This window comes from Agrobacterium sp. H141, assembly GCF_057158725.1.
In genome coordinates this window covers 173,707-195,437 of the sequence record NZ_JBXENI010000002.1, presented here as the reverse complement: position 1 = coordinate 195,437, position 21,731 = coordinate 173,707, and the positions used below count along the sequence as shown (strand labels likewise).

Below are 21,731 nucleotides of genomic sequence, written 5' to 3'. Positions count from 1 at the left end.
GAAGCCCAATCTGTTTCGTAGCAAATTCAGATTCGCATTTCCGGGATTCATCGTCAAGAGTCTTGGCACCGTTTTGGTGAGCGTTTTTTTGTTGCCTTCTGAAAGGTGAGAGGAAATGCAGACCGGAAATGTAACTACGCCCTTTGGGCAGAGGCCTATGACGCTTGCGCTCGTGCGCCGGCAACAGGCCAGCGCTGAGATCAAATCGGGTAAGACAGCAGAGAAGTGGAAGGTGTTCCGGGATGCCTCGGCCGCCATGTCGCGGCTCGGGCTGCAATCCGCCAGCCTGACTGTTCTCGACGCGTTGTTGAGCTTTTATCCCGAGAATGTGATGAGGGACGATGCCCAACTCGTGGTGTTTCCGTCCAATCTTCAGCTTTCGCTGCGTGCCCATAGCATGGCCGGATCGACCCTTCGGCGCCACTTGGCGGCATTGGTCTCAGCGGGCTTGATCGTGCGTAGGGATAGCGCCAACGGGAAACGCTATGCCCGCAAGGGAACATCTGGCGACATAGAGACGGCCTTCGGATTCGACTTGTCGCCGATGTTGGCCCGTGCAGAGGAGTTGGCAGCTCTCGCGCAGGAGGTTGTGGCTGAGCGTGTCGCGTTCCGCACCGCCAAGGAAGCTTTGACAATTACCCGGCGCGACGTGCGAAAGCTCATCACCGCTGCAGTGGAAGAGGGGGTAGAAGGCGACTGGGAGCGTATAGAGGCAGTCTACATCGCCCTCGTGAGCCGCATCCCTCGGTCACCAAGCATCCACGACGTGCAAAACGTTCTGGATGAGATGGAGTTACTCAAGGGTGAAATACTCAATCGCCTGGAAAATAACGACAAATCAGCTAATATGGTCACCAATGATGTTCAATACGAGCGCCACATACAGAATTCAAATCCCGAGTCCACTACTGAACTTGAACCACGCTCTCGAAAAGAGCAGGGGGCAAGGTCGAGCCAAACAAAGGACGATATTAACGCGCCGTTGAAGGCGTTCCCGTTAAGCATGATCTTGAAGGCTTGCCCGCAGATAGTCGACTACGGTGATGGTGGGGCTATCGGAAATTGGCGTGATATGATGCGGGCTGCCATTGTGGTACGATCGATGCTCGGTATCAGTCCGTCAGCTTATCAGGATGCCTGCGAAATAATGGGGCCGGAGAACGCGGCGACTGCGGTAGCATGCATTCTCGAGCGGGCGAACATGATCACTTCTGCTGGGGGATATCTTCGCGATTTGACACGGCGCACAGAGCGTGGCGAGTTTTCGCTCGGACCTATGGTGATGGCCCTGATCAATACAAATAGTTCGACTGGTTTGCGTGTTGGATGACGTGATGCCGACCCCGTTGTCTGATTGGCCGAGTTTATCTTTTGTTTCTGCTGGCCCAGAGGCAAAATGCTTTGAACGGAATGCGAATAGAACTGGCGCATGAATAAATTTCTACGCTTCAAATCACCGGTTGGCGGGGCGTTTTGGTCGTGGCTACGCTGATATGTCGATGAAGGCTGTATCCACTGTACAATGGAAGCTTTTGCGTCCGTCATCAAAACATGATAGTGAGCATCAAGATAAATTGCATGGAGTCTGCCCGCGACGGGCTTCGGATATGCCGAGTTTATGCACTTCCCCGAAGGCATCCAGGTTATATCCCTTTTTGAACGGGTGGGGCCGAGGTTGAACTACCGTCATTCGATGATCTGCCAGACAGACGGGATAACGCCAATTGCGCCGGCCAAATGGCGCGGCCTCGATGGCATGTTGGGCGTGTTCTGGGACGCAGAGGGCCAATCCGGTGCCAGCGCCTATTATCTTTCTCCGGATCCGCGCATTGTCATCTTCTTTGAAGAAGTCTCCTCGCAGATCCGCATGTCTAATAAGCAAGATGGCTTCGGTGCGTATGACCGTCCGATGACGCGCGCCATTTATGTGCCGGCGGGCATGCCGTTGTGGACAAGGTTTACCGCCTCGCACCGCTTCTCTCATCTTGACCTGCATCTGCATCGGGATCGGCTTTTGCGATTTCTTACACCGTCTGTCGGCGGTTCGATGGCACGATCGATCCTGCAGCGTCCTGTTGAAATCCAGGATGTCGATGCGATCGAGACGCTGGGCCGTTTGCTGGTCGCGGAACTTGCCAGTCCTTCCAGGCATGCAGTCTATGCGGAGAGCCTGGCTGGCAGCATTGCCACGGCTCTGCTCGACATTCCCGGAAAGACCGACACGCAGCCAGCAGCGCGTTTGACGCAGGCACAGATGAACAGGCTGATCTCTGGCATGGCGGCGCGCAACGACCGCCGGATGTCCGTGGCGGAGATGGCAGCAATCGTCGGGCTATCGGAGAGCTGGTTTGCCACCGCCTTCAAGCAGACGACGGGCAAGACGCCACTTCAATGGCAGCTCGCACTGCGGATAGAACACGCCCAGGATCTGTTATTGGCCAGCGAACTCAATCTCGCCGACATCGCTATTCGGCTCGGCTTTTCCGATCAGTCGCATCTGACGAAGGCCTTCAGGCAGGTAATCGGCGAGACGCCGGCGGCTTGGCGTCGACTACGACAGAGCCGCTAACTTTGTCCCCTTCATGGAGGAAGGCCTGCCCTCTCGCAACACGGGACAGGCCTCTGCGAGTTACCAAGTCTGGCGGATCGTCGCATAGATCGCACGGCCAGGATTGTACCAGTCCGCGCCATAGCCGCCGTAAGCCACATGTTTCTCGTTGAAGATGTTGGTGGCGTTTATCTGCAACTTGGTATTTTCCCTAATCGCATAGCTGAATGCTGCGTCGAAGACGATAGCACTGTCGGACTTGATCTCGTTGGCATCGGTGAAGAAATATGGCCCCTGATAGCGCGCTCCGACACCAAAGGTCATATCGCCGCGCTGTCCTTCACCTTCCAGCGCATAATCCAGCCACAAGGACGCCGAGTGGTTTGGCACAAAGGACATCTCGTTGCCCTCATTGGCTGAAGTTCCGTTCTCGACGATCTTAGACTTCATGTAGGAATAGGCTGCAGTGAGGCTGAGATTGTCGTTCATCTCTGCCTTTGCTTCCAGATCAATGCCACGAACCCTGACTTCACCAATGGTTTCCTGCATCATCGTTGCCGGATTGGTGCGTGTGATATTATTCTTCGTCAGGTCATAGACGGACGCGGTAAACAGCGCCGGGACATCGTCCGGGCGATACTTGACCCCGATTTCGTATTGCTCACCTAGCTCCGGCGCGGTGCCAATCGAGGGCGGCGCGACGGAGTCGGCATAGCTGGCGAAGACTGCGAACTCCTCAGTGACCTTGTAGCTCAGGCCGAAGCGCGTGGAGAATTCGCTGTAGTCATCAGACGTCGTGACGTTTGTGAGCTTGTTCTTCTCCGATAAGTCGAGCCAGTCATTACGCAAGCCGATCGTGGCGGTCAGCCGGTCGAAAAAGGTCAGGTCCTGCTGGAGATAGAGGGCAGTGGTGGAGCGCTCGGAATTCGTGCTGCTATAGGGACCTGCATAAGTGGGTGCTCCTGAATAGACAGGATTGGTCCAGTCTATACCGGGTGCAGTCTGGTAGAACAGATCCGATTCTCCGGAATGATCGTTGAAGGTCAGTCCGGCCAGGGTCCGGCTTTCAACCGTGTTGAAGCTTCCATCATACTGGAAATAGACATCGCCGATGAAATCACGGTCAGACTTGTCGCTGCCGAAATAGTAGCGATCGGCGATGGTGTCGCCATTGTCGGTCGGTTCATAGACATAGGCATAGCCGAAACCGGTCTTGGAGCGGGTATAGCGCGCATTGGCGTTGAAGGTCAGGCCATTGTTGAAATCGTGGTCAAACAGAACGCTGAACGTATTGCGATTGGTGGTGTCATAGTTGTAGTCAGGCTCGCCAAGAAAGGTGCTGCGGTCGAGGTCGTAGCCGACAGGCAGGCCACCACCACCGGGCACGCTGTCGCGGTCGAGATGATCGAACACGACGCTTAGGCTGGTATCGCCGCTTGGACGCCAGGTGAGACCACCCATGATGAGGTTCTCGCCGTCACGCGAGTAGTCATATTCCTTGTCTGACCTCTGTAGCTTTCCGGTCAGTCGATAGGACAGCGTATCGTCGTCGGTAATGTTGTCGCCGAAATCGAAGCCGCCTTCGGCATGATTGAAAGAGCCACCTGTCGCATAGACCTCGCCGAACCGCGCCGTCTTCGGCAGCTTGGTGCTATAGTTGACGGAACCACCGGGATCGGACACGCCGAACACAGTTGAGCTTGCCCCCTTGAGCACCTCAACGCGCTCGAAGATATAGGGCTCTTCGCGAATGCCGCCAAAGGGGTCGCCGACGGTCATGCCGTCGCGATAGGCCCAGGCGTCGAAACCACGGATCTTGTAATAGTCGAAACGGTCGTCGGAGCCGTAGAAGTCAGCCGTCACACCAGCGGTATAGTTGATGACCTCCTCGACGCTTTGCGCGCCGCGTTGCTCGATTTCCTTGGCGGTGATGACCGACACGGAAGCCGGTGTCACCAGGATATCGGTTGCCATCTTGCTGCTACCGGTTGTCTTGTTCGCTACGATTGAACTTGCATCGTCGTCACCGCCGCCGCCCACGACAGTGATTGTTTCCAGCACGGTATTGCCAGCAGCGGCATCCTGCGCCATCGGGGATGCCGCAGGAAAGGCCGCAATCGCGGTGCAACCTAGAAGCACCGCTGTGCGATAACGCAAAAGAGCCGTCTTGTGTTCTACGCCTGTCTTCACGATACTCATATTCGAATTCCAGATTTTTGATGTTGCGATGGCGGGCAACCGGCAGAGGGCACCGGTCTTGCCTTTGAGAAGCGATCGGAAAACATCCGGTGGAATGTCCCTGCAACCGTCTCGACCAAGGTCCCCTCTCGGTCGGCCGGCTCAATGCAGGGAAGTCTGACGTCCCCAGTCATGACACTTTTAATATGATTATTTTTATCAAGTATTGTAACTTTTCGACGTTTTGTAGGATTCCCCGGAAAGTTCGTGATCTGCCAATCAGGCCTTTTGGATGAGACTTGACCTTCCCTTTTTAAGCTGAAAGTGAAAGTCAACTTAAATGAACTCACCTTGGAGAGTCGGCCATGTTGCGCATCCTGCGACTGATCCTGTCAATTGCGACAAGCCTTGGTCTTGCCGCCGTATCGGCTGCCCAGGCGCAGGATGCCGCGCCCTACCCGCTTGAAATCAAACATGCGCTCGGCACGACGGTGATCTTGAAAAAGCCGGAACGGGTGGTGACCGTCGCCTGGGCAAACCACGAAGTGCCGCTGGCGCTGGGGATCGTACCGGTTGGCTTTGCAGCAGCCAATTTTGGCGATGATGATGGCGATGGCGTGCTACCCTGGGTGGCGGAACGAATTTTGGAACTCAAAGCCACGGTCCCTGCCCTGTTCGACGAGGGCGACGGTATCGATTTCGAGGCCGTGGCTGCCACGCGGCCAGATGTCATCCTTGCGGCTTATTCCGGTCTCAGCCAGGCGGACTACGATACGCTGAGCCAGATCGCCCCCGTTGTCGCCTATCCCAAGGCACCGTGGTCAACCGATTGGCGGGAGATGATCCGCCTTAACAGCGCTGGTCTTGGCATGGCCAGCAAAGGCGAAGAGCTCATTACGTCACTCGAGACAGAAATTGCTGAGGAGGTCGCAAAATATCCTGAGCTCAAGGGCAAGACGGCGATGTTCATCACCCATCTCGATCCGCGCGACCTCAGCATTGTCAATTTCTACACGACCCAGGACACCCGCGTGCAATTCTTCGGTGACCTCGGACTTGAGACCCCGAAAAGCGTTGGAGAGGCGTCGAATACTGGTCGGTTCGCTGGCTCGATCAGTGCCGAGCGCATAGACGCCTTTGATGATGTCGATATCGTTGTCACCTATGGAGACCGCACGCTTGTTGACGCAATGAAAGCCAATCCGCTTCTCGCCCATATGCCCGCTGTCAAGAATGACGCCATCGTCACCTTAGGGCGAAATCCGATCGGTACCGCAGCCAATCCGACACCGCTGTCGATTTCCTGGGTATTGAAGGATTATGTGGCGCTGCTTGCGGAAGCCGCCAGAAAGTCTGTCAGATAGACCCAATGAGCGCGAACAGTCTTGCCGAAAGACCGCTCTCCTATGTCGGGCAGTCGAACAGAAACCGCAGCCTCTGGCTCGTCATCGTCATGATCGTGGGTGTATTTCTGTGCGTCGCCTCGCTGACGGTCGGCACACGTGATGTCTCCGGCGCGGATGTGCTGGCCGCCCTGAGGGGGCAAGCGGACACAATAGGCCAAGCGGCTGTGGCCATGCGTATTCCGCGCACAATGCTTGCCTTTCTCGCCGGTGGCGCACTCGGCCTGGCCGGCGCTGTCATGCAAGGTGTTACACGCAATCCACTCGCCGATCCCGGCATTCTCGGCGTCAATATCGGCGCGTCACTGGCTGTGGTTGTTGGCATTGCCTGGTTCAATATCAGTGCGACCTCCGCCTATATCTGGATGGCCATTGCCGGTGCAGGTCTGACATCGGTCTTTGTTTATGCCATCGGCTCGCTTGGGCGCGGCGGTGCAACCCCGCTCAAGCTCGCGCTCGCGGGGGCTGCAACCTCCGTGGCCTTTGCCTCGCTGGTGATCGCCGTCGTCCTGCCGCGCAACGACATTGCCGGAGGCATTCGCTCATGGCAGATCGGCGGCGTCGGCGGGGCCAGCTTCGATAGCATCCTGGACGTATGGCCATTTCTGTTGTCCGGTATGGTTCTGTGCCTGCTATCAGCACGCAAGCTGAATGCGATGGCCCTGGGCGATGAACTGGCCGCCGGCCTTGGCGAGCGCATCGTCGTGGCGCGGGCCGTGGCCGCACTCGGCGCGGTCCTTCTTTGTGGTGCCACCACGGCAATCTGTGGCCCGATCGGTTTTGTCGGCCTTGTTGTGCCGCATGTCTGCCGCATGCTGGTCGGGGTTGATCATCGCTGGCTCCTGCCTTTCTCGGCGCTGGGCGGTGCCTGCCTGCTGATTTCAGGTGACGTGATCGGGCGCATCGCGGTCCGACCTGGCGAACTCGACGTTGGAATCGTCACCGCACTGGTCGGCGGACCATTCTTCATCTGGATTGTCAGGCGTCAGAAGGTTCGCGAATTGTGACGGCCTTCACCTCCACCATCACCCTGCTGGCTCAAGGCCGACAGAGCCGCGCGCGCCGCCGCATGATTGTCATCGGCGCGCTACTCGCCTTGCTGATAGCTATGTTCGCCTTAACGCTGATGCTCGGCCAGTCGTTCACCCCACCCGGGGACGTCTTCAGGGTCCTGCTCGGCGAACAGGTGGCTGGGGCTTCGTTCACGGTCGGGCAATTGCGCCTGCCGCGCGCTATCCTGTCTATCCTGTCCGGTCTCTGCTTTGGTCTCGGCGGCGTCGCCTTCCAGACCATGTTGCGTAATCCCCTGGCAAGCCCCGACATCATCGGCGTCAGCTCCGGGGCGAGCGCGGCCGCCGTGATTTGCATTGTCGTGCTATCGCTGGATGGCCCGATCGTTTCTGTCATCGCAGTCGTCTCGGGGCTTGCAGTGGCGTTGCTGGTCTATGGGCTTTCATTCCGCAATGGGGTCGCCGGAACGCGCCTCATCCTCGTCGGCATTGGGATCTCCGCCATGATCGAGAGCGTCATTGCCTATATCCTTTCGGGCGCATCCGCCTGGAATTTGCAGGAGGCGATGCGCTGGATATCTGGTAGCGTGAACGGCGCAACGCTAGGCCAGAGCCTGCCCCTGCTCGTGGGTCTCGCGGTGTTCGGCTCGCTACTTCTCAGCCGCGCCCGCGATCTCGATGCGCTGCGGCTGGGTGACGACACGGCGGCAGCGCTCGGTGTCGGCGTCGCCCAAACGCGTATCATCGTGATCGTCTCCGGGGTCGGCATGATCGCCATTGCCACGGCCGTCGCCGGTCCGATTGCCTTTGTCGCCTTCCTGTCGGGCCCGATAGCTGCCCGGATCGTCGGGGCAAATGGATCGATTCTTTTGCCCGCGGCGCTAATCGGTGCCTGCCTTGTGCTTTGCGGCGACTATCTCGGGCAATTTCTGCTGCCGCACCGCTATCCCGTGGGTGTCGTCACCGGTGCACTTGGCGCACCTTATCTCATCTATCTCATTATCCGCGTGAATCGCGCCGGAGCTTCGCTATGACGACCCATTCCCTGACCGCGAGCGGGCTTGCTGCCGGCTATGGCGAGAGCCTGATTATCGACGGGCTGGATCTCGCCATTCCACCGGGTCGCATCACGGCGATTGTCGGCGCCAATGCCTGTGGCAAGTCGACCTTGCTGCGCACCATGTCTCGGCTTTTGTCGCCACAAAGAGGTCAAGTGCTGCTCGACGGCAAGTCGATCCACCAAACTCCGACGCGCGAATTGGCGAAAACGCTCGGCCTCCTGCCGCAATCGCCGATCGCGCCCGAGGGCATCACGGTCGCCGACCTCGTCAGCCGCGGTCGCAATCCGCATCAGGGATTGTTCTCCCGCTGGAGCCGGAGGGATGACGAAGCGGTGGCCGCTGCGTTGGACGTGACGAAGACAATATCGCTGGCCGAGCGGCCGATCGACGAACTGTCCGGCGGTCAGCGCCAGCGCGTGTGGATTGCGATGGCGCTTGCCCAGGAAACCGAAGTCTTGCTGCTCGATGAGCCGACCACCTTTCTCGATGTCAGCCACCAGGTCGATGTGCTCGACCTGCTGACCGATCTCAACCAGACGCGCGGCACAACCATCGTCATGGTGTTGCACGACCTCAATCTGGCTGCCCGCTATGCCGATTTTCTCGTCGCCATGGAGGGCGGCTGCGTCCATGCTTCAGGCAGTGCCGAAGAGGTGTTGACGGAGGCGAATATCCGTGAGGTTTTCGGCCTTGAAAGCTTCATCATCACCGACCCGACCTCCGGGCGGCCTATCATGCTGCCGATCGGCCGCCACGGCATGGTGCACGCGCAGAATGCGCTGGCATAAGCCGTTTTCCACCTTGGCGTCGAAGTATTCAGCAGGACCCCTCTCTCAGGGAGGGCAAAAAAGACGGAGCGCCGGGAAAAGCGAGGCAGTGCATGGAACGTGCGCGCAAGTCTGTGCATGACTTTGACGGGGCTGCTTGTCATTGTTGCGCAGGAAGTCGCAAAAACGGGTCGCCGACTCAACGAACTGCGTCATATTCGCTGTGCCAAACTCCTGGAAAAACTGGATCACATCATGGATCTCCGATGGGCAGCGCTTTAGATCGCGCTGCTTTGTCAGCCCATGGATTGCGAGGCAAGAGCGAAGAGCGTGGCGCGATCTTCGCTAGCTGTGCCGTAATCGGCACCTTCGCCGAGTGTCATGGTCGTCACGGTGTCAAAGATCGGCAGACCGCATTGCTGTAAGAAAATGGCAAAGGGGCCAGTCTCGAAATGTGTATCGACACGCAGGAAACTACCCGCGTGAATGTCCACATGGGGCCGCGCAACGGCGATTGCCTCTTCAACGGACATTGCAGCAATCGGACCAAGCACGTGGCCCCGTCCAAAGGGACGGCTCATGGAATATGCCGACAATTCTTTGCCGCGAAACAGCCCATAGCAGACAGAACTCTCGAACAAGCGGAGGAGATGGTCGGGGCGAGCAACCGCAAATCCCGGCTTATCGAGTGCGATGACCGCGTCAAGATCACTCGACAGCAACTGCCGGATCTCATGTCCGGCGGGCAAGGCAGCCGTCTCTGCCGGTCTGCGGGCCTCCCCCTGACACTGAAACACCGTCTGCTGCGCTACAAAATCGAGAGAGCGATAGAGGCGGCGCGCGGCGCGCGTTGCATTGAGCCGCAGGCCCATGCCGGGGCATTCGGCCAGAACACGCTGCATCAGCCATTTCGCCGTCCCGTTGGCCTGCAGCCGCGGCGAGGTAATCAGCATGCCAATGGTGGCGAAGTGCTCTCCATGGGGGAACCACATGGCGGATCCCATCACACGGTCGATTTCGTCGAGAGCGACGAAACCATGGCCGAGGTCACGCAGATACTGCCAGTCTTCCGCCCGATGCGGCCAACCGACGGCGATCGAGAGCGCATGCAACTGCTCTACATCGACATCCGCCACATTTGCGAAACGCATCTGGTATGCGTCGACATGCAACGTATCGGGAATTTTCAAATCCATCGTCCCCTCCCTTGCGGCAAACGAAGCTTCGCCGGCCGCAACATACTCTGTTTTCAGTCATTCTATTCAGCCCTTGCAGAATAATCGGCTTCTGCGGCCGCATCCGGCGCAAGAATTGACCGTCTGGCGATCACTTTCGGCAGCCATTCATGCCGCTCGCACCTAATCTTTCAAGTCGAACTGCCACCAAGAGCTGAAGCGGGTGCCAGAAACCGCACAAGGAACAGCGCAATGGATGCCATTGAAATTCTGACAGCGCTGGTAAGGGTCCCGTCCATCGTCGGCACGTCGAATGCCGGCATCGTCGAATTGGTCAGGTCCTACCTAGAGGGCTTCGGCGTCACCGTACATGTTCTCCCCGGCCCCGAGGGCGATAGGGCCAATATCTTCGCCACCATCGGTCCCTCAGACAAAGTTGGTTACATTCTGTCCGGTCACATGGACGTCGTTCCCGCGCAGGAAGCGGGCTGGAGCAGTGATCCCTTTGTCCTGCGGCGCGATGGAGAAGCGCTCTTTGGCCGTGGTACCAGCGACATGAAGGGGTTTCTAGCTGCTGCACTGGCCGCCGTCCCCGCGCTGGCAGCATCATCCTTAACCCGGCCCATCCACCTCGCCTTTTCCTATGACGAAGAAGCCGGTTGCCGCGGTGTGCCGCATCTCCTTTCCCGGTTGCCCGAACTGTGCGTGGCACCGCTGGGCGCGGTGATCGGCGAGCCCAGCGGAATGCGGCCCATTCTCGCGCATAAGGGCAAGGCGGCTGCTCGTATCACGCTGCGTGGGCGGTCCGGTCACTCGTCCAGGCCCGATCTCGGTTTGAATGCCGTGCATGCCATGGCAACGGTGCTGGGTATGGCGGTTTCGACGGCGCAAGATCTCGCAAACGGTCCTTTCGACCCAACCTTCGACCCAGCCTATTCCTCCTTGCAGGCCGGATTGATCCAGGGCGGCCAGGCGCTCAACATCATTCCCGATCAGTGCACGCTGGATGTCGAGGCACGCGCCATCTCGGGCGTCGATGCCGCAACCCTGCTGGCGCCGGTTCGTATTGCCGCCGAGGCATTGCGGGCATCCGGGTTCGGCGTCGAATGGAACGACCTGAGCGCCTATCCGGCGCTCTCCCTGGCGCGTCAGACGGCGCTTGCCGACCTTTTCACGGAACTCACCGGCCAGGAGCCGCTCGCCGCGGTCAGCTATGGGACGGAAGCAGGCCTTTTCCAGGCAGCCGGCGTCGACGCCATCATCTGCGGTCCGGGCGATATAAGCCGCGCCCACAAACCCGACGAATACATCCTGGCAAGCGAACTTTCCGCATGTCAGTCGATGATCGAGACGCTCGGCAAGCGCTTCTGCGCCTAACATCTCGACAGATAGCGAACGGAGCCCCTGCCCGATGACCTTCCTCTTTCACTCCGATGTGTACCGCGGCGCCATCTTCCGGGACGCTTTTGCGCGGGATCTGCCGGATCTGCTTTTCTCAATGGACCCCGGCACGGTTGATCCGGCAACCGTCCGTTACCTGATCACATGGACAGTTCCCGAAGACCTTACGCGCTACCGCAATCTCGAAGTGCTGTTTTCCATCGGCGCTGGCGTCGACCAGTTTCGCATTGCCGATGTGCCCGCCCATGTGAAGGTGGTCCGCATGGTGGAAGAAGGCATCGTTCGCATGATGCAGGAGTATGTGACGCTTGCCGTACTCTCGTTGCACCGTGACCTGCCTGCTTATCTGGGCCAGCAGCGGCAGGGGATCTGGCAGGCACTGGCCGCGCAACAAGCGCCTGAGCGGCGTGTAAGCGTGCTTGGCCTCGGCCTGCTCGGACAGGCCGTGCTCGAGCGGTTGAAACCCTTCGGCTTCCGGCTTTCAGGCTGGAGCCGATCGACCCACGCGATTGAAGGCGTGACGTGCCATGTGGCAAGCGATGGCCTGAACGAAATGCTGTCTGCAACCGACATTCTGATCTGCATGCTTCCGCTCACGGCAGAGACGCGCGGGCTGCTCAACGCGGATCTCTTCAGCCGCCTGCGACAGGGGGCTGGCCTCGTTCATACGGGCCGAGGACCACAGCTCAACCACGAAGACCTGATCCAGGCGCTCGACTGCGGGCAGCTTTCCGGCGCCGTTGTCGATGTGACTGACCCGGAGCCGCTTCCGGCCGGTCATGCTTTCTGGAGCCATCCCCGCATACTGCTGACACCCCATGTGGCAAGTGTCACGCAGCCGCATTCCGCAGCGAAGGCCGTCATCGACAACATCAAACGCCTGCGCGCCGGTCTGGAGCCGACAGGCCTTGTCGACCGCCAGCGCGGATACTGACTTATTCAACCCGAAAGGAAAATCATGTCGCTTCTGAAAACCATCGATCCCACCCCGTCCTTTGCGCCGCGCGAGGCTGTGCCGACCCCGGAGCGACTGATCTCCGGAAACCCCAGCTTCAAGACATGGGCGCAGGACGCAGCCCGTAACGAAACCATTCACACCGGTGTATGGGAAGCCACGCCCGGGCTCACCCATTCGATCAAGGGCGGGACCTTCGAGTTTTGCCATATCCTTTCGGGCCTCGTGGAAATCACGCCGGAAGGCGGCGAGCCGGTAACTTACAAAGCTGGCGACAGTTTCGTCATGAAACCCGGCTTCGTCGGCACCTGGAGAACGATCGAGACGGTCCGCAAAATCTACGTAACGGCCTGAAAACGTTAACTGCGGCGGTCATAGTCGCCGCAGTCACGACTGAGCACCGACGATTACGCTGCGTGGCAGCCGCAAAACAGGTTTTTCATCCGCTGCCCTCGCCGTGATCGGTGCATACTACTTCGGGCGTGCCGGTAACCTCGCAAGACAGAGATGCGAGGTAAGCCTGATGACCCTGAGTTTCGATCCCACCAGTCTGCCCCTTCCAATCGGGCATTTCATCGGAGACAGCCTCCTCTCGGCCGATGGCGTTATCCCGATGCACCGCCCCTCAGACGGCAAGTCCTATGCCGGCTGCCCGCGGGCAGACGCCGACATGGTCGACCGTGCGGTCGCGACTGCCAAGGCGGCACTGAAGACCAGCAACTGGGGCGGCCTTCGCCCACGCGAGCGGTTGAACGTGATGCACCGTTGGGCCGACCTGATCCAGAACGAAGCGGTCACGCTCGCCAAGCTCGAAGCGCTTTCCTCGACCCGGCCGGTCGGTCATCTGATCGACGGCGATATTGCCATTTCGGCCGAGCAGATCCGCTTCTTTGCCGAATTCGCCGACAAGGAAGGCAGCGACCTAGTGCCGACCGATGACGACAATCTCGGCATGATCGTGACAGAACCCTATGGCGTGGTCGGCGCCATAACCCCCTGGAACTTCCCCATTTCCATGGCTGCCTGGAAACTCGGCCCTGCCCTTGCCGCCGGCAATGCCGTGGTGCTGAAGCCCTCCGAGATGACGCCGTTTTCCGCCATCTATCTCGCGGAACTTGCCGTGCGCGCCGGCATGCCGGCAGGGCTGATCAACGTCGTGCTCGGCGACGGCCAGCTGACCGGCAATGCCATCACCGCCCATCCCGACATCGCCAAGGTTAGTTTCACCGGCTCGACGCGCGCAGGCTCAGCGATCATGGAAAATGTCGCCCGCACCGGCATCAAATCGATGACGCTGGAACTCGGCGGCAAGAGCCCGCAGCTCGTCTTTGCGGATGCCGATCTCGACAAGGCGGCAACCGCAATCGCTACCAGCATCATCAGCAATGCCGGACAGGCCTGCGTTGCCGGATCACGGCTCATCGTCGAGGAAAGTGTCGCAGCGCCGCTTGTCGACGCTATCCTGCGACACATGAATGCCGTTCATCCCATGCCGACCTGGAATGCGGCGGCCCAGTATTCGCCCATCATTTCAGATCAGCAGCGTCAGCGCATCCACTCGATCGTCTCGGCTGCCGTTGCAGCTGGCGGCGAATGCCTCACAGGCGGGGCGTCGATGGACGCGCCCGGCTATTTCTATGCCCCGACGTTGATTGCCGGAGTCGACGAAAAATCGCCTGCCGTCACGCAGGAGATCTTCGGTCCTGTGCTGACACTGCAGACCTTCCGCGACGAGGAAGAAGCCCTGTCACTGGCCGCGCATCCCACCTACGGGCTGGCCGCCGGGCTCTTCACTCGCGATCTTTCCCGCGCGATCCGGTTCACCCGCCGCCTTCAAGCCGGGACCATCTGGGTCAACCGATATGGCCGATCGCGCGACCATATCCTGCCGACCGGCGGCTACAAGCAATCCGGCATCGGCAAGGATCTTGGTCGCGAAGCCTTCCAGGCCAACCGCAAGAGCAAGAGCGTCTTGATCAGACTTTGAGGATATGCGCACGATGAAAACCCACAGGATTGCCCTCATTCCCGGCGATGGCATTGGAGGCGATGTCACGGCTGCTGCCTGGTCGGTGCTGCAGAAGGCTGCCGGTGCGGCCGGTTTCGCGCTCGATGGCACTGAATTTCCCTGGTCCTGCGCCTTCTACAAGGAAACCGGCGCGATGATGCCTCAGGACGGTATTGAGACGCTGCGCAGTTTCGACGCCATCCTGCTCGGCGCGGTCGGCTGGCCGCAGCAGGTGCCTGATGCGGTTTCGCTGCACGGTCTCCTCTTGCCCATCCGCAAGAGCTTCGTGCAATATGCCAATATCCGCCCTCACCGGCTGCTGCCGGGGGTTCAGGGTCCACTCAGGGCGGACGCCTTTGACATTCTTTGCATCCGCGAAAACACCGAGGGTGAGTATTCCGGCGCAGGCGGCCGCATCCATCAGGGCACAGCCGATGAAGTGGCGGTCGAAACCTCGATTTTCACCCGCACGGGTGTCGAACGCATCCTGCGTTTTGCCTTCGAACAGGCGCGCAAACGCCGCGGAAAACTCGCCTCAGTTACCAAGTCGAACGCTCAGAAATATTCGATGGTCTTCTGGGACGAGGTGACCCAGCAACTCGCTGCCGACTACCCGGATATCGAGGTCACCAGCTACCATATCGACGCCATGGCGGCGCGCATGGTCATGGCGCCGGAAAGCCTTGACGTGGTCGTCGCTTCCAATCTGTTCGGCGACATTCTGACCGATCTGGGCGCCGCCATCCAGGGTGGGCTTGGATTTGCCGCCTCCGCCAACATCAATCCGGACAAAACGGCACCCTCGATGTTCGAGCCGGTGCACGGTTCGGCACCCGATATCGCCCATCTCGGCATCGCCAATCCGATCGCCACGATCTGGTCCGGAGCCATGATGCTCGACCATCTGGGCGAAACCGAAACCGCTACAGCCATCATAGCGGCCATCGAGCGCACGACGGCGAGCGGCATCGGCACCATTCCGGGCAAGGACCGGACCGAGGCAATCACCGCTGCGATTCTTGCAGCACTATGACTTATTTGAGACAGGACAGAAAATGCAGACCTTGAGAGAACCCGGCCTTTTCCGGCAACACGCCTTGATTGGCGGCCAGTGGACACCGGCAGCGTCCGGAAAGACTATCGACGTGATCGATCCGGCCAGCCAATCGGTTCTCGGCACGGTGCCGGACATGGGGCGTGCGGAAACCCGTGCCGCCATCGAGGCGGCCTCCGCCGCATACGGCACCTGGAAGAAGAAGACCCATGGTGAGAGGGCAGCACTCCTCGAAGCATGGCATGCGCTGATGCTTGAGTATATCGAGGATCTTGCGCTGATCCTGACAACCGAACAGGGCAAGCCGCTTGACGAGGCACGCGGGGAGATCCGCTACGGTGCTTCCTTCGTCAAGTGGTTCGCCGAGGAAGCCCGGCGCATCGAAGGCCACACCATCCCGTCCCCGACAGCAGATCGGCGCATTGTCGTCCTGAAAGAGCCGGTCGGTGTTTGCGGTATCGTCACACCCTGGAACTTCCCCAATGCGATGATCACCCGCAAGGTCGCCCCTGCCCTTGCCGCAGGCTGCACAGTAGTCGTCAAACCCTCAGAATTCACCCCTTTTTCGGCTCTCGCCATCGGCTGGCTGGCAGAGAAGGCCGGCATTCCCGCCGGAGTCATCAACATCGTCACTGGCATGCCAACAGACATCGGCAGCGAGATCATGGCAAACGAGACGGTGCGGAAAATTTCCTTCACCGGATCCACCCGCGTCGGTTCCCTGCTGATGCGCGGTGCCGCCGATAGCGTCAAGCGCCTTTCACTCGAACTCGGTGGCAATGCCCCGTTCATCGTCTTCGACGACGCCGACCTCGATCTGGCTGTCGAGGGCGCGATCGCCTCGAAATTCCGCAATGGCGGACAGACCTGTGTCTGCGCCAACCGGATTCTCGTGCAGGCCGGCATCTACGACAGCTTTGCCGACAAACTCAGCAAACGCGTAAGCGCTATGAAGGTTGGACCCGGCACCTCCCCCGGTGTTTCGATCGGGCCGATGATCAACGAGGCCGCTATCGCCAAGATTAACCGCCATGTCGACGACGCGCTTGCCAAGGGTGCCAAGATTATCACGACCCGTAGCAATATGCCTGATGGCGCACAATATGCGGCACCCATGGTCCTTACCGGCGCCACGACGGAGATGCAGCTTGCCAGCGAGGAGACCTTTGGACCGGTAGCCCCGCTCTTCCGCTTCGAAACGGAAGAAGACGCGCTGACGATTGCCAATGGCACGCCTTTTGGCCTCGCTGCCTATTTCTACACGGAAAGCCTGAAACGCGCCTGGCGCGTCGGCGAGGCACTGGAATTCGGCATGATCGGCCTCAACACCGGTGCCATCTCGACAGAAGTTGCGCCGTTTGGCGGTATTAAGCAATCCGGCCTCGGCCGTGAAGGTGCACGAGCCGGCATCGAGGAATATCTGGAGATAAAATCCTTGCACATCGGCGGACTCGCCTGAGCCACTTGTGATCGCCCAAATGTTGAAGGGGAGTTGCCGAAGCAACTCCCCTTTTGCTTGCCCCGCCGAAACCGGCTGCGCGTTACTGAAACCGGTCGAGCGCCTTGTAGTAGAGCCCGACCAGGGGGAGGAACCAGGGCTTGCCGAAATGTCCCGGAACCGCTGGCCAGTCGAGGCCCTTGAGAGGATTCTGGTCTGGCCGTCCGAGCATGGCATCGGCCAATGTCATGCCGAGATGGGTGGAAAGTTGCGCTCCATGGCCGGAATAGCCCATCGCATACCATGTGCCATCCTGATAACCCGCACGCGGGAACCGGTCGCTGGTCATATCGACCAGGCCGCCCCAGCAATAGTCGATTTCGACATGTGCCAGTTGCGGGAAGATCTTCATCAGGCTTTCGCGCAGGATCGCACCGCTCTTGGCGTCTGACCGCTGGTCGGACGTGGCAGAGAAACGCGCCCTGCCTCCGAAGATCAGCCGGTTATCCGGCGCAAGACGCCAATAATTGCCGATATTCATCGAGTTCACGCAGGTGCGGTTGCCCGGCATGGTCGCCGCGATCTCCGCATCCGTAAGTGGCCGGGTGGCGATGATGAAACTCCCGACCGGGATGATGCGACGGCGGAAATAACCGAAATTCGACGTGGTGTAGGCGCCGGTCGCGACCAGAACCTGATCTGCCGTGACAACACCTCTTGCGGTCGTCAGGACATGCCGCCCCTCTGCCTGGCGATGCTCCGTGACCGCCGCCTTTTCGGCAATCACCGCACCACTGCGGCTTGCCGCTTCGGCGAGACCGGCAACGTAGCGCCCCATATGCATCATCGCGCTCTTCTTCGACAGCATGGCTCCGTGGAAGGGCGAGCCGACTTCATCTCTCAGATCGGCCGGCGAAAGCAGCGCGGTATCCGGATCGACTTCGGCATGCACTGCCTCGAAATTCTTCGCGATACTGCCGAAATGCTGCGGCTTGGATGCCAGCTTCAGCTTGCCGGTCCGGCGGAAATTGCAGTCGATACCCGCCTCGGCAATGATGGCCTCCAGCGTGTCGATCGAGGCATCCAGCGCCTGATAGAGCGCAATGGCGCGCTCCTTGCCGATCTCCGCCTTGGCCGCCAGATAGCTGTGCGCCAGGCCATTGTTGAGATGGCCGCCATTGCGTCCCGACGCACCGTAACCGACGATTTCCGCCTCCAGCACGATCACCTTCGTTCCGGCCTTGGCGAGCTGCCGCGCTGCGCCAAGCCCGGTAAAGCCTGCGCCGATCACCGCGACATCGTAGTGCCCCTCGACCGGTCCTTTGACGGCCCCGGCGAAGGCGGATGACGTATCGTGCCAGTAGGACAGGTATTTCATGGATATTGTCTTTCCTTAGAGCCCGACGACACCCGGAAGGCCGCCGATATCGGCGATCTCGACATAACCATAATAGGGATTGGCCGGCTCATGACCACGGTTGACCCAGACCTTGTTCTTGATCCCGAGATCATGGGCAGACATCAGGTCGTAGCGGAAGGAGGAGGAGCAATGCAGAATGTCTTCCGGCCCGCAGCCGAGCATGTCGAACATATATTCGAAAGCCTGGAAGCGCGGCTTGTAGGCATTTGCCTGTTCGGCTGTGTAGACGGCATGGAAGGGGGCGCCGAGCTTTTCAACATTCGACATGATCTGCGCATTCATCGCATTGGAGAGGATGACCAGCGGGAATTCCTTGGCGACTTTGGCGAGGCCGGCCGGCACATCCGTATGCGGTCCCCAGGTTGGGACCCGCTCATAGACGAACCGGGCATCTTCGTCCTTGAAGGCGACACCGTTTCGCTTGCAGGCACGTTCCAATGCATTGTGAACCACGTCGGCATAGGGCTTCCAGTCGCCGAGAATCTCATCCAGCCGGTAGGCAGCGAAATTCTTGATGAATTCCAGCATCTTCGTTTCATCAAGACGGTTTCCATAGAGGTCGCGCGCAGCTTCCGCCATCTGGAAATTGGTGAGTGTGCCGTAGCAGTCGAAGGTGATGTATTTCGGGCGAAAGGTCGTCATGCGCGTCGTCCTCGATAAGCCGGGCTGTGGAGCCGGTTGCTGATGACGAGATCATAGGTCGGCTTTCGGCGACCGCGTCGACTGAATTGCGGGATTTGAAAGCAGAAAGTTCCGTATGTGCCGGCCTGAATGGCATTTGGTTGGGCGCAGGCCACGCAATCGGCTGCCGAAAGCCCTGTCCAGCGGCGCCTATCGCCAGTCGCAGCATAAGATGCGGCGACCGCCTCCTCCTACGGCTGAAGATATCGCGGTCGGTGCCGACTTCAGACAATCTGAGGGCCCGTTGGACGTAACACTTGTGGTCAGGAAATCAAGGTAGGACTCCATGCAGATCATCGACATCGCCATTGCGCCGATAGGCCCGGAGCATCTGGATGGCGCCGTCCGGTTGTCGCGCCAATCGGGCTGGCCGCATCGGCCGGAAGACTGGCGACTGGCTCTGGCACTGAGCCAAGGTTTCGTCGCGGTCACCGGCTCTGGCGAGGTTGCCGGCACGATCCTGCTCACCCCCTATGGCGCAGACTGCGCAACGATCAACATGGTCATCGTCGACGAGGGCATGCGCGGACGCGGGCTTGGACGCAGGCTCATGGAAGCCGCTATGACACTTGCAGGCGACCGGCAACTGCGCCTTGTGGCTACCGCCGAGGGATTGCCGCTTTACGAACGGCTCGGCTTTCGCGCAACGGGAACGATTGTCCAGCATCAGGGTGTTGCCGGCAGGATCGCAGCGCCCGACAATACTGAAGTCGCAACCGCGGACGACCTCCCAGCTATTCTCGACCTCGACAGACAGGCTTATGGCGCCGACCGCGCCGACCTCATTCGCAAGCTTGCCGAAGTCGGAGAATTTGCCGTGATCCGCTGCGACAGTCAGGTCTCGGCCTTTGCAGCCTATCGCAGCTTCGGCCGCGGCGAAGTGATCGGCCCGGTCGTTGCCCCAGATCTCGAGGCTGCCAAGGCGCTTGTTTCGCACTTCGTCAGCCGCCGGAAGGACGTCTTTCTGCGCATCGATACCGGTGCCGGAACAGGTCTCGCCCCTTGGCTCGAAGAGCAGGGCTTCGCCCATGTCGGCGGCGGGATTGCGATGGCCCGGCCCATCATCATTCCGCCCGCCCCAACGGCGGTCACCACCTTCGCCCTTGCCAATCAGGCCCTCGGCTGATCCGGAGATGATAATGTTCAACAATTCCCTCGTCGAGCTTGACCGCGCTCACCTCATCCATCCCGTTGCCTCCTATCGTGGTCATGAACAACAAGGCGTCCGAGTGCTCGCCTCCGCCAAGGGGGCGACGCTGACAGACGCTTCCGGTCATCAGCTTGTCGATGGTTTCGCGGGCCTGTGGTGCGTCAATGCAGGTTACGGCCATGAAACAATCGTCGATGCGGCAGCGCGTCAGATGCGGGAACTGCCCTATGCGACGGCCTATTTCGGCCTGGGTTCTGAACCCGCGATCCGGTTAGCATCCGAACTTGCCGATAGAGCGCCCGGCGACCTCAAACACATCTACTTCACCCTCGGCGGCTCGGATGCAGTCGATAGTACGATCCGTTTCATCCGCTACTACTGGATCGCCAAAGGCCAGCCGCAGCGCGACCAGTTCATCTCCATCGAGCAGGGCTATCATGGCTCCTCGACAGTTGGCGCCGGATTGACCGCACTTCCCAATTTCCACGCAGGTTTTGGGATCCCATTCGACTGGCAGCACAAGATTCCGTCTCCCTATCCTTACCGCAACCCGGTCGGCGAGGATGCAACGTCCATCATAGAGGCATCGCTTGCTTCACTTCGCACCAAGGTCGAGGCGATCGGTCCCGACCGTGTCGCTGCCTTCTATGCCGAGCCGATCCAGGGGTCGGGTGGCGTCATCGTTCCTCCGGAGGGCTGGCTCAAGGCCATGCGGGATCTCTGCCGGGAGCTCGATATCCTCTTTGTCGCCGACGAGGTGATCACCGGCTTTGGTCGCACCGGACCTCTTTTCGCCTGTTCGCAGGACGATATCGTCCCTGATTTTATCACAACCGCGAAGGGGCTGACTTCCGGTTATGTACCAATGGGCGCGGTTTTCATGGCCGACCATGTCTATCAGGTGATTGCGGATGGCGCTGGCGCATCCCCTGTCGGCCACGGTTATACCTATTCTGCTCATCCGGTAAGTGCCGCCGTCGGCCTCGAAGTGCTCAGGCTCTACGAAGATGGCTTGCTCGCAAACGGTGTGAAGGCCGGCGCGCGGCTGATGGCGGGGCTCGAGGCTCTCCGCGATCACCCTCTTGTCGGCGACGTGCGGGGGCGCGGCATGCTGGCGGCGATCGAACTCGTTTCCGACAAGAAGACGAAAACACCTTTGCCCGCCGAAGCGCAGCCGGCACGCCGCATATTCGACCGTGCCTGGCAAAACGGACTGGTCATCCGCGCATTCGCCAATGGGGTGCTGGGATATGCGCCTCCCCTCTGCTGCACTGATGAGGACATCGACGCTATTCTTGAGCGGACCGCGAAGACGCTTGACCAGACCCTGGAGGATACGGACGTCCGAAAAGCCATGAAGGGGTGAGGCTCGATCCCATGGACCTTGCCGAAATATCGCGGATGGCTCCAATTTAGAATTTTGTGCCGCATCATGCCGTGGATTCGGCGTCAATGGCACGGAGGAAGTGCCAAACTTGGAGA

The 21,731-nt window shown here is 59.7% G+C and carries 18 protein-coding genes; 14 read left to right on the top strand and 4 right to left on the bottom strand.

The annotated features are described in order from the left end of the window. The first annotated feature begins 115 nt into the window (after positions 1-115). Positions 116-1,330, top strand: a complete 1,215-nt coding sequence (gene repC, locus ACWPM9_RS21105; RefSeq protein WP_484757843.1) for a plasmid replication protein RepC — start codon at positions 116-118, stop codon at positions 1,328-1,330. Between the two features lie 345 nt (positions 1,331-1,675). Next, positions 1,676-2,569, top strand: a complete 894-nt coding sequence (locus ACWPM9_RS21100) for a helix-turn-helix domain-containing protein (RefSeq protein WP_484757842.1) — start codon at positions 1,676-1,678, stop codon at positions 2,567-2,569. A gap of 60 nt (positions 2,570-2,629) precedes the next feature. Here the strand turns inward: ACWPM9_RS21100 and ACWPM9_RS21095 are convergent, their stop codons facing one another. Beyond that, entirely contained in the window at positions 2,630-4,747 is a 2,118-nt protein-coding gene (locus ACWPM9_RS21095; RefSeq protein ID WP_484757841.1) for a TonB-dependent siderophore receptor, read from the bottom strand. A 344-nt stretch (positions 4,748-5,091) separates the two neighbouring features. Here ACWPM9_RS21095 and ACWPM9_RS21090 point away from each other — a divergent pair, with 344 nt between their 5' ends. From ACWPM9_RS21090 to ACWPM9_RS21075, 4 genes are all read left to right on the top strand, one after another. Beyond that, entirely contained in the window at positions 5,092-6,090 is a 999-nt protein-coding gene (locus tag ACWPM9_RS21090; protein ID WP_484757840.1) for an iron-siderophore ABC transporter substrate-binding protein, read from the top strand. A 5-nt stretch (positions 6,091-6,095) separates the two neighbouring features. Then, positions 6,096-7,136, top strand: coding sequence for a FecCD family ABC transporter permease (locus ACWPM9_RS21085; RefSeq protein WP_484757839.1), 1,041 nt, complete (start codon positions 6,096-6,098; stop codon positions 7,134-7,136). A gap of 62 nt (positions 7,137-7,198) precedes the next feature. Next, positions 7,199-8,173 carry a FecCD family ABC transporter permease gene (locus ACWPM9_RS21080; RefSeq protein WP_484757989.1) on the top strand — a complete coding sequence of 325 codons (975 nt, stop codon included), beginning with the start codon at positions 7,199-7,201 and terminating at the stop codon, positions 8,171-8,173. Further along, entirely contained in the window at positions 8,170-8,988 is an 819-nt protein-coding gene (locus tag ACWPM9_RS21075; protein WP_484757838.1) for an ABC transporter ATP-binding protein, read from the top strand. The genes ACWPM9_RS21080 and ACWPM9_RS21075 overlap by 4 nt, the downstream gene beginning before the upstream one ends. A 275-nt stretch (positions 8,989-9,263) precedes the next feature. Here ACWPM9_RS21075 and ACWPM9_RS21070 read toward each other — a convergent pair whose 3' ends face one another. Then, positions 9,264-10,163, bottom strand: a complete 900-nt coding sequence (locus tag ACWPM9_RS21070) for a GNAT family N-acetyltransferase (RefSeq protein WP_484757837.1) — start codon at positions 10,161-10,163, stop codon at positions 9,264-9,266. 231 nt (positions 10,164-10,394) lie between these two features. Between ACWPM9_RS21070 and argE the strand changes: the two genes are divergently transcribed. The 6 genes from argE (at position 10,395) to ACWPM9_RS21040 (ending at position 17,019) form a co-directional block, all read left to right on the top strand. Then, the gene (gene argE / locus ACWPM9_RS21065; protein WP_484757836.1) at positions 10,395-11,519 is read left to right on the top strand and encodes an acetylornithine deacetylase; all 1,125 of its coding nucleotides are present in this window, start codon (positions 10,395-10,397) and stop codon (positions 11,517-11,519) included. 34 nt (positions 11,520-11,553) lie between these two features. Further along, entirely contained in the window at positions 11,554-12,477 is a 924-nt protein-coding gene (locus ACWPM9_RS21060; RefSeq protein ID WP_428189245.1) for a 2-hydroxyacid dehydrogenase, read from the top strand. Between the two features lie 24 nt (positions 12,478-12,501). Further along, positions 12,502-12,852 (top strand): cupin domain-containing protein, encoded by a 351-nt coding sequence (locus ACWPM9_RS21055; protein ID WP_428189246.1) that lies wholly within the window; start codon positions 12,502-12,504, stop codon positions 12,850-12,852. Positions 12,853-13,021: 169 nt separating this feature from the next. Then, positions 13,022-14,485, top strand: a complete 1,464-nt coding sequence (locus ACWPM9_RS21050; RefSeq protein WP_484757835.1) for an aldehyde dehydrogenase family protein — start codon at positions 13,022-13,024, stop codon at positions 14,483-14,485. A 13-nt stretch (positions 14,486-14,498) separates the two neighbouring features. Further along, positions 14,499-15,539 (top strand): tartrate dehydrogenase, encoded by a 1,041-nt coding sequence (locus tag ACWPM9_RS21045; RefSeq protein ID WP_484757834.1) that lies wholly within the window; start codon positions 14,499-14,501, stop codon positions 15,537-15,539. A 22-nt stretch (positions 15,540-15,561) separates the two neighbouring features. Next, on the top strand, positions 15,562-17,019 hold the full coding sequence (locus tag ACWPM9_RS21040) for an NAD-dependent succinate-semialdehyde dehydrogenase (protein ID WP_484757833.1): 1,458 nt from the start codon (positions 15,562-15,564) through the stop codon (positions 17,017-17,019). A gap of 82 nt (positions 17,020-17,101) precedes the next feature. On the opposite strand, the gene ACWPM9_RS21035 is transcribed toward ACWPM9_RS21040, so the two are convergent. Further along, positions 17,102-18,376, bottom strand: a complete 1,275-nt coding sequence (locus ACWPM9_RS21035) for an NAD(P)/FAD-dependent oxidoreductase (protein ID WP_484757832.1) — start codon at positions 18,374-18,376, stop codon at positions 17,102-17,104. A 15-nt stretch (positions 18,377-18,391) separates the two neighbouring features. After that, positions 18,392-19,060, bottom strand: coding sequence for a haloacid dehalogenase type II (locus tag ACWPM9_RS21030; RefSeq protein WP_484757831.1), 669 nt, complete (start codon positions 19,058-19,060; stop codon positions 18,392-18,394). A 325-nt stretch (positions 19,061-19,385) separates the two neighbouring features. Here ACWPM9_RS21030 and ACWPM9_RS21025 point away from each other — a divergent pair, with 325 nt between their 5' ends. After that, positions 19,386-20,225 (top strand): GNAT family N-acetyltransferase, encoded by an 840-nt coding sequence (locus ACWPM9_RS21025; protein ID WP_484757830.1) that lies wholly within the window; start codon positions 19,386-19,388, stop codon positions 20,223-20,225. 13 nt (positions 20,226-20,238) lie between these two features. Further along, on the top strand, positions 20,239-21,615 hold the full coding sequence (locus tag ACWPM9_RS21020) for an aspartate aminotransferase family protein (RefSeq protein WP_428189252.1): 1,377 nt from the start codon (positions 20,239-20,241) through the stop codon (positions 21,613-21,615). Positions 21,616-21,731 lie beyond the last annotated feature (116 nt).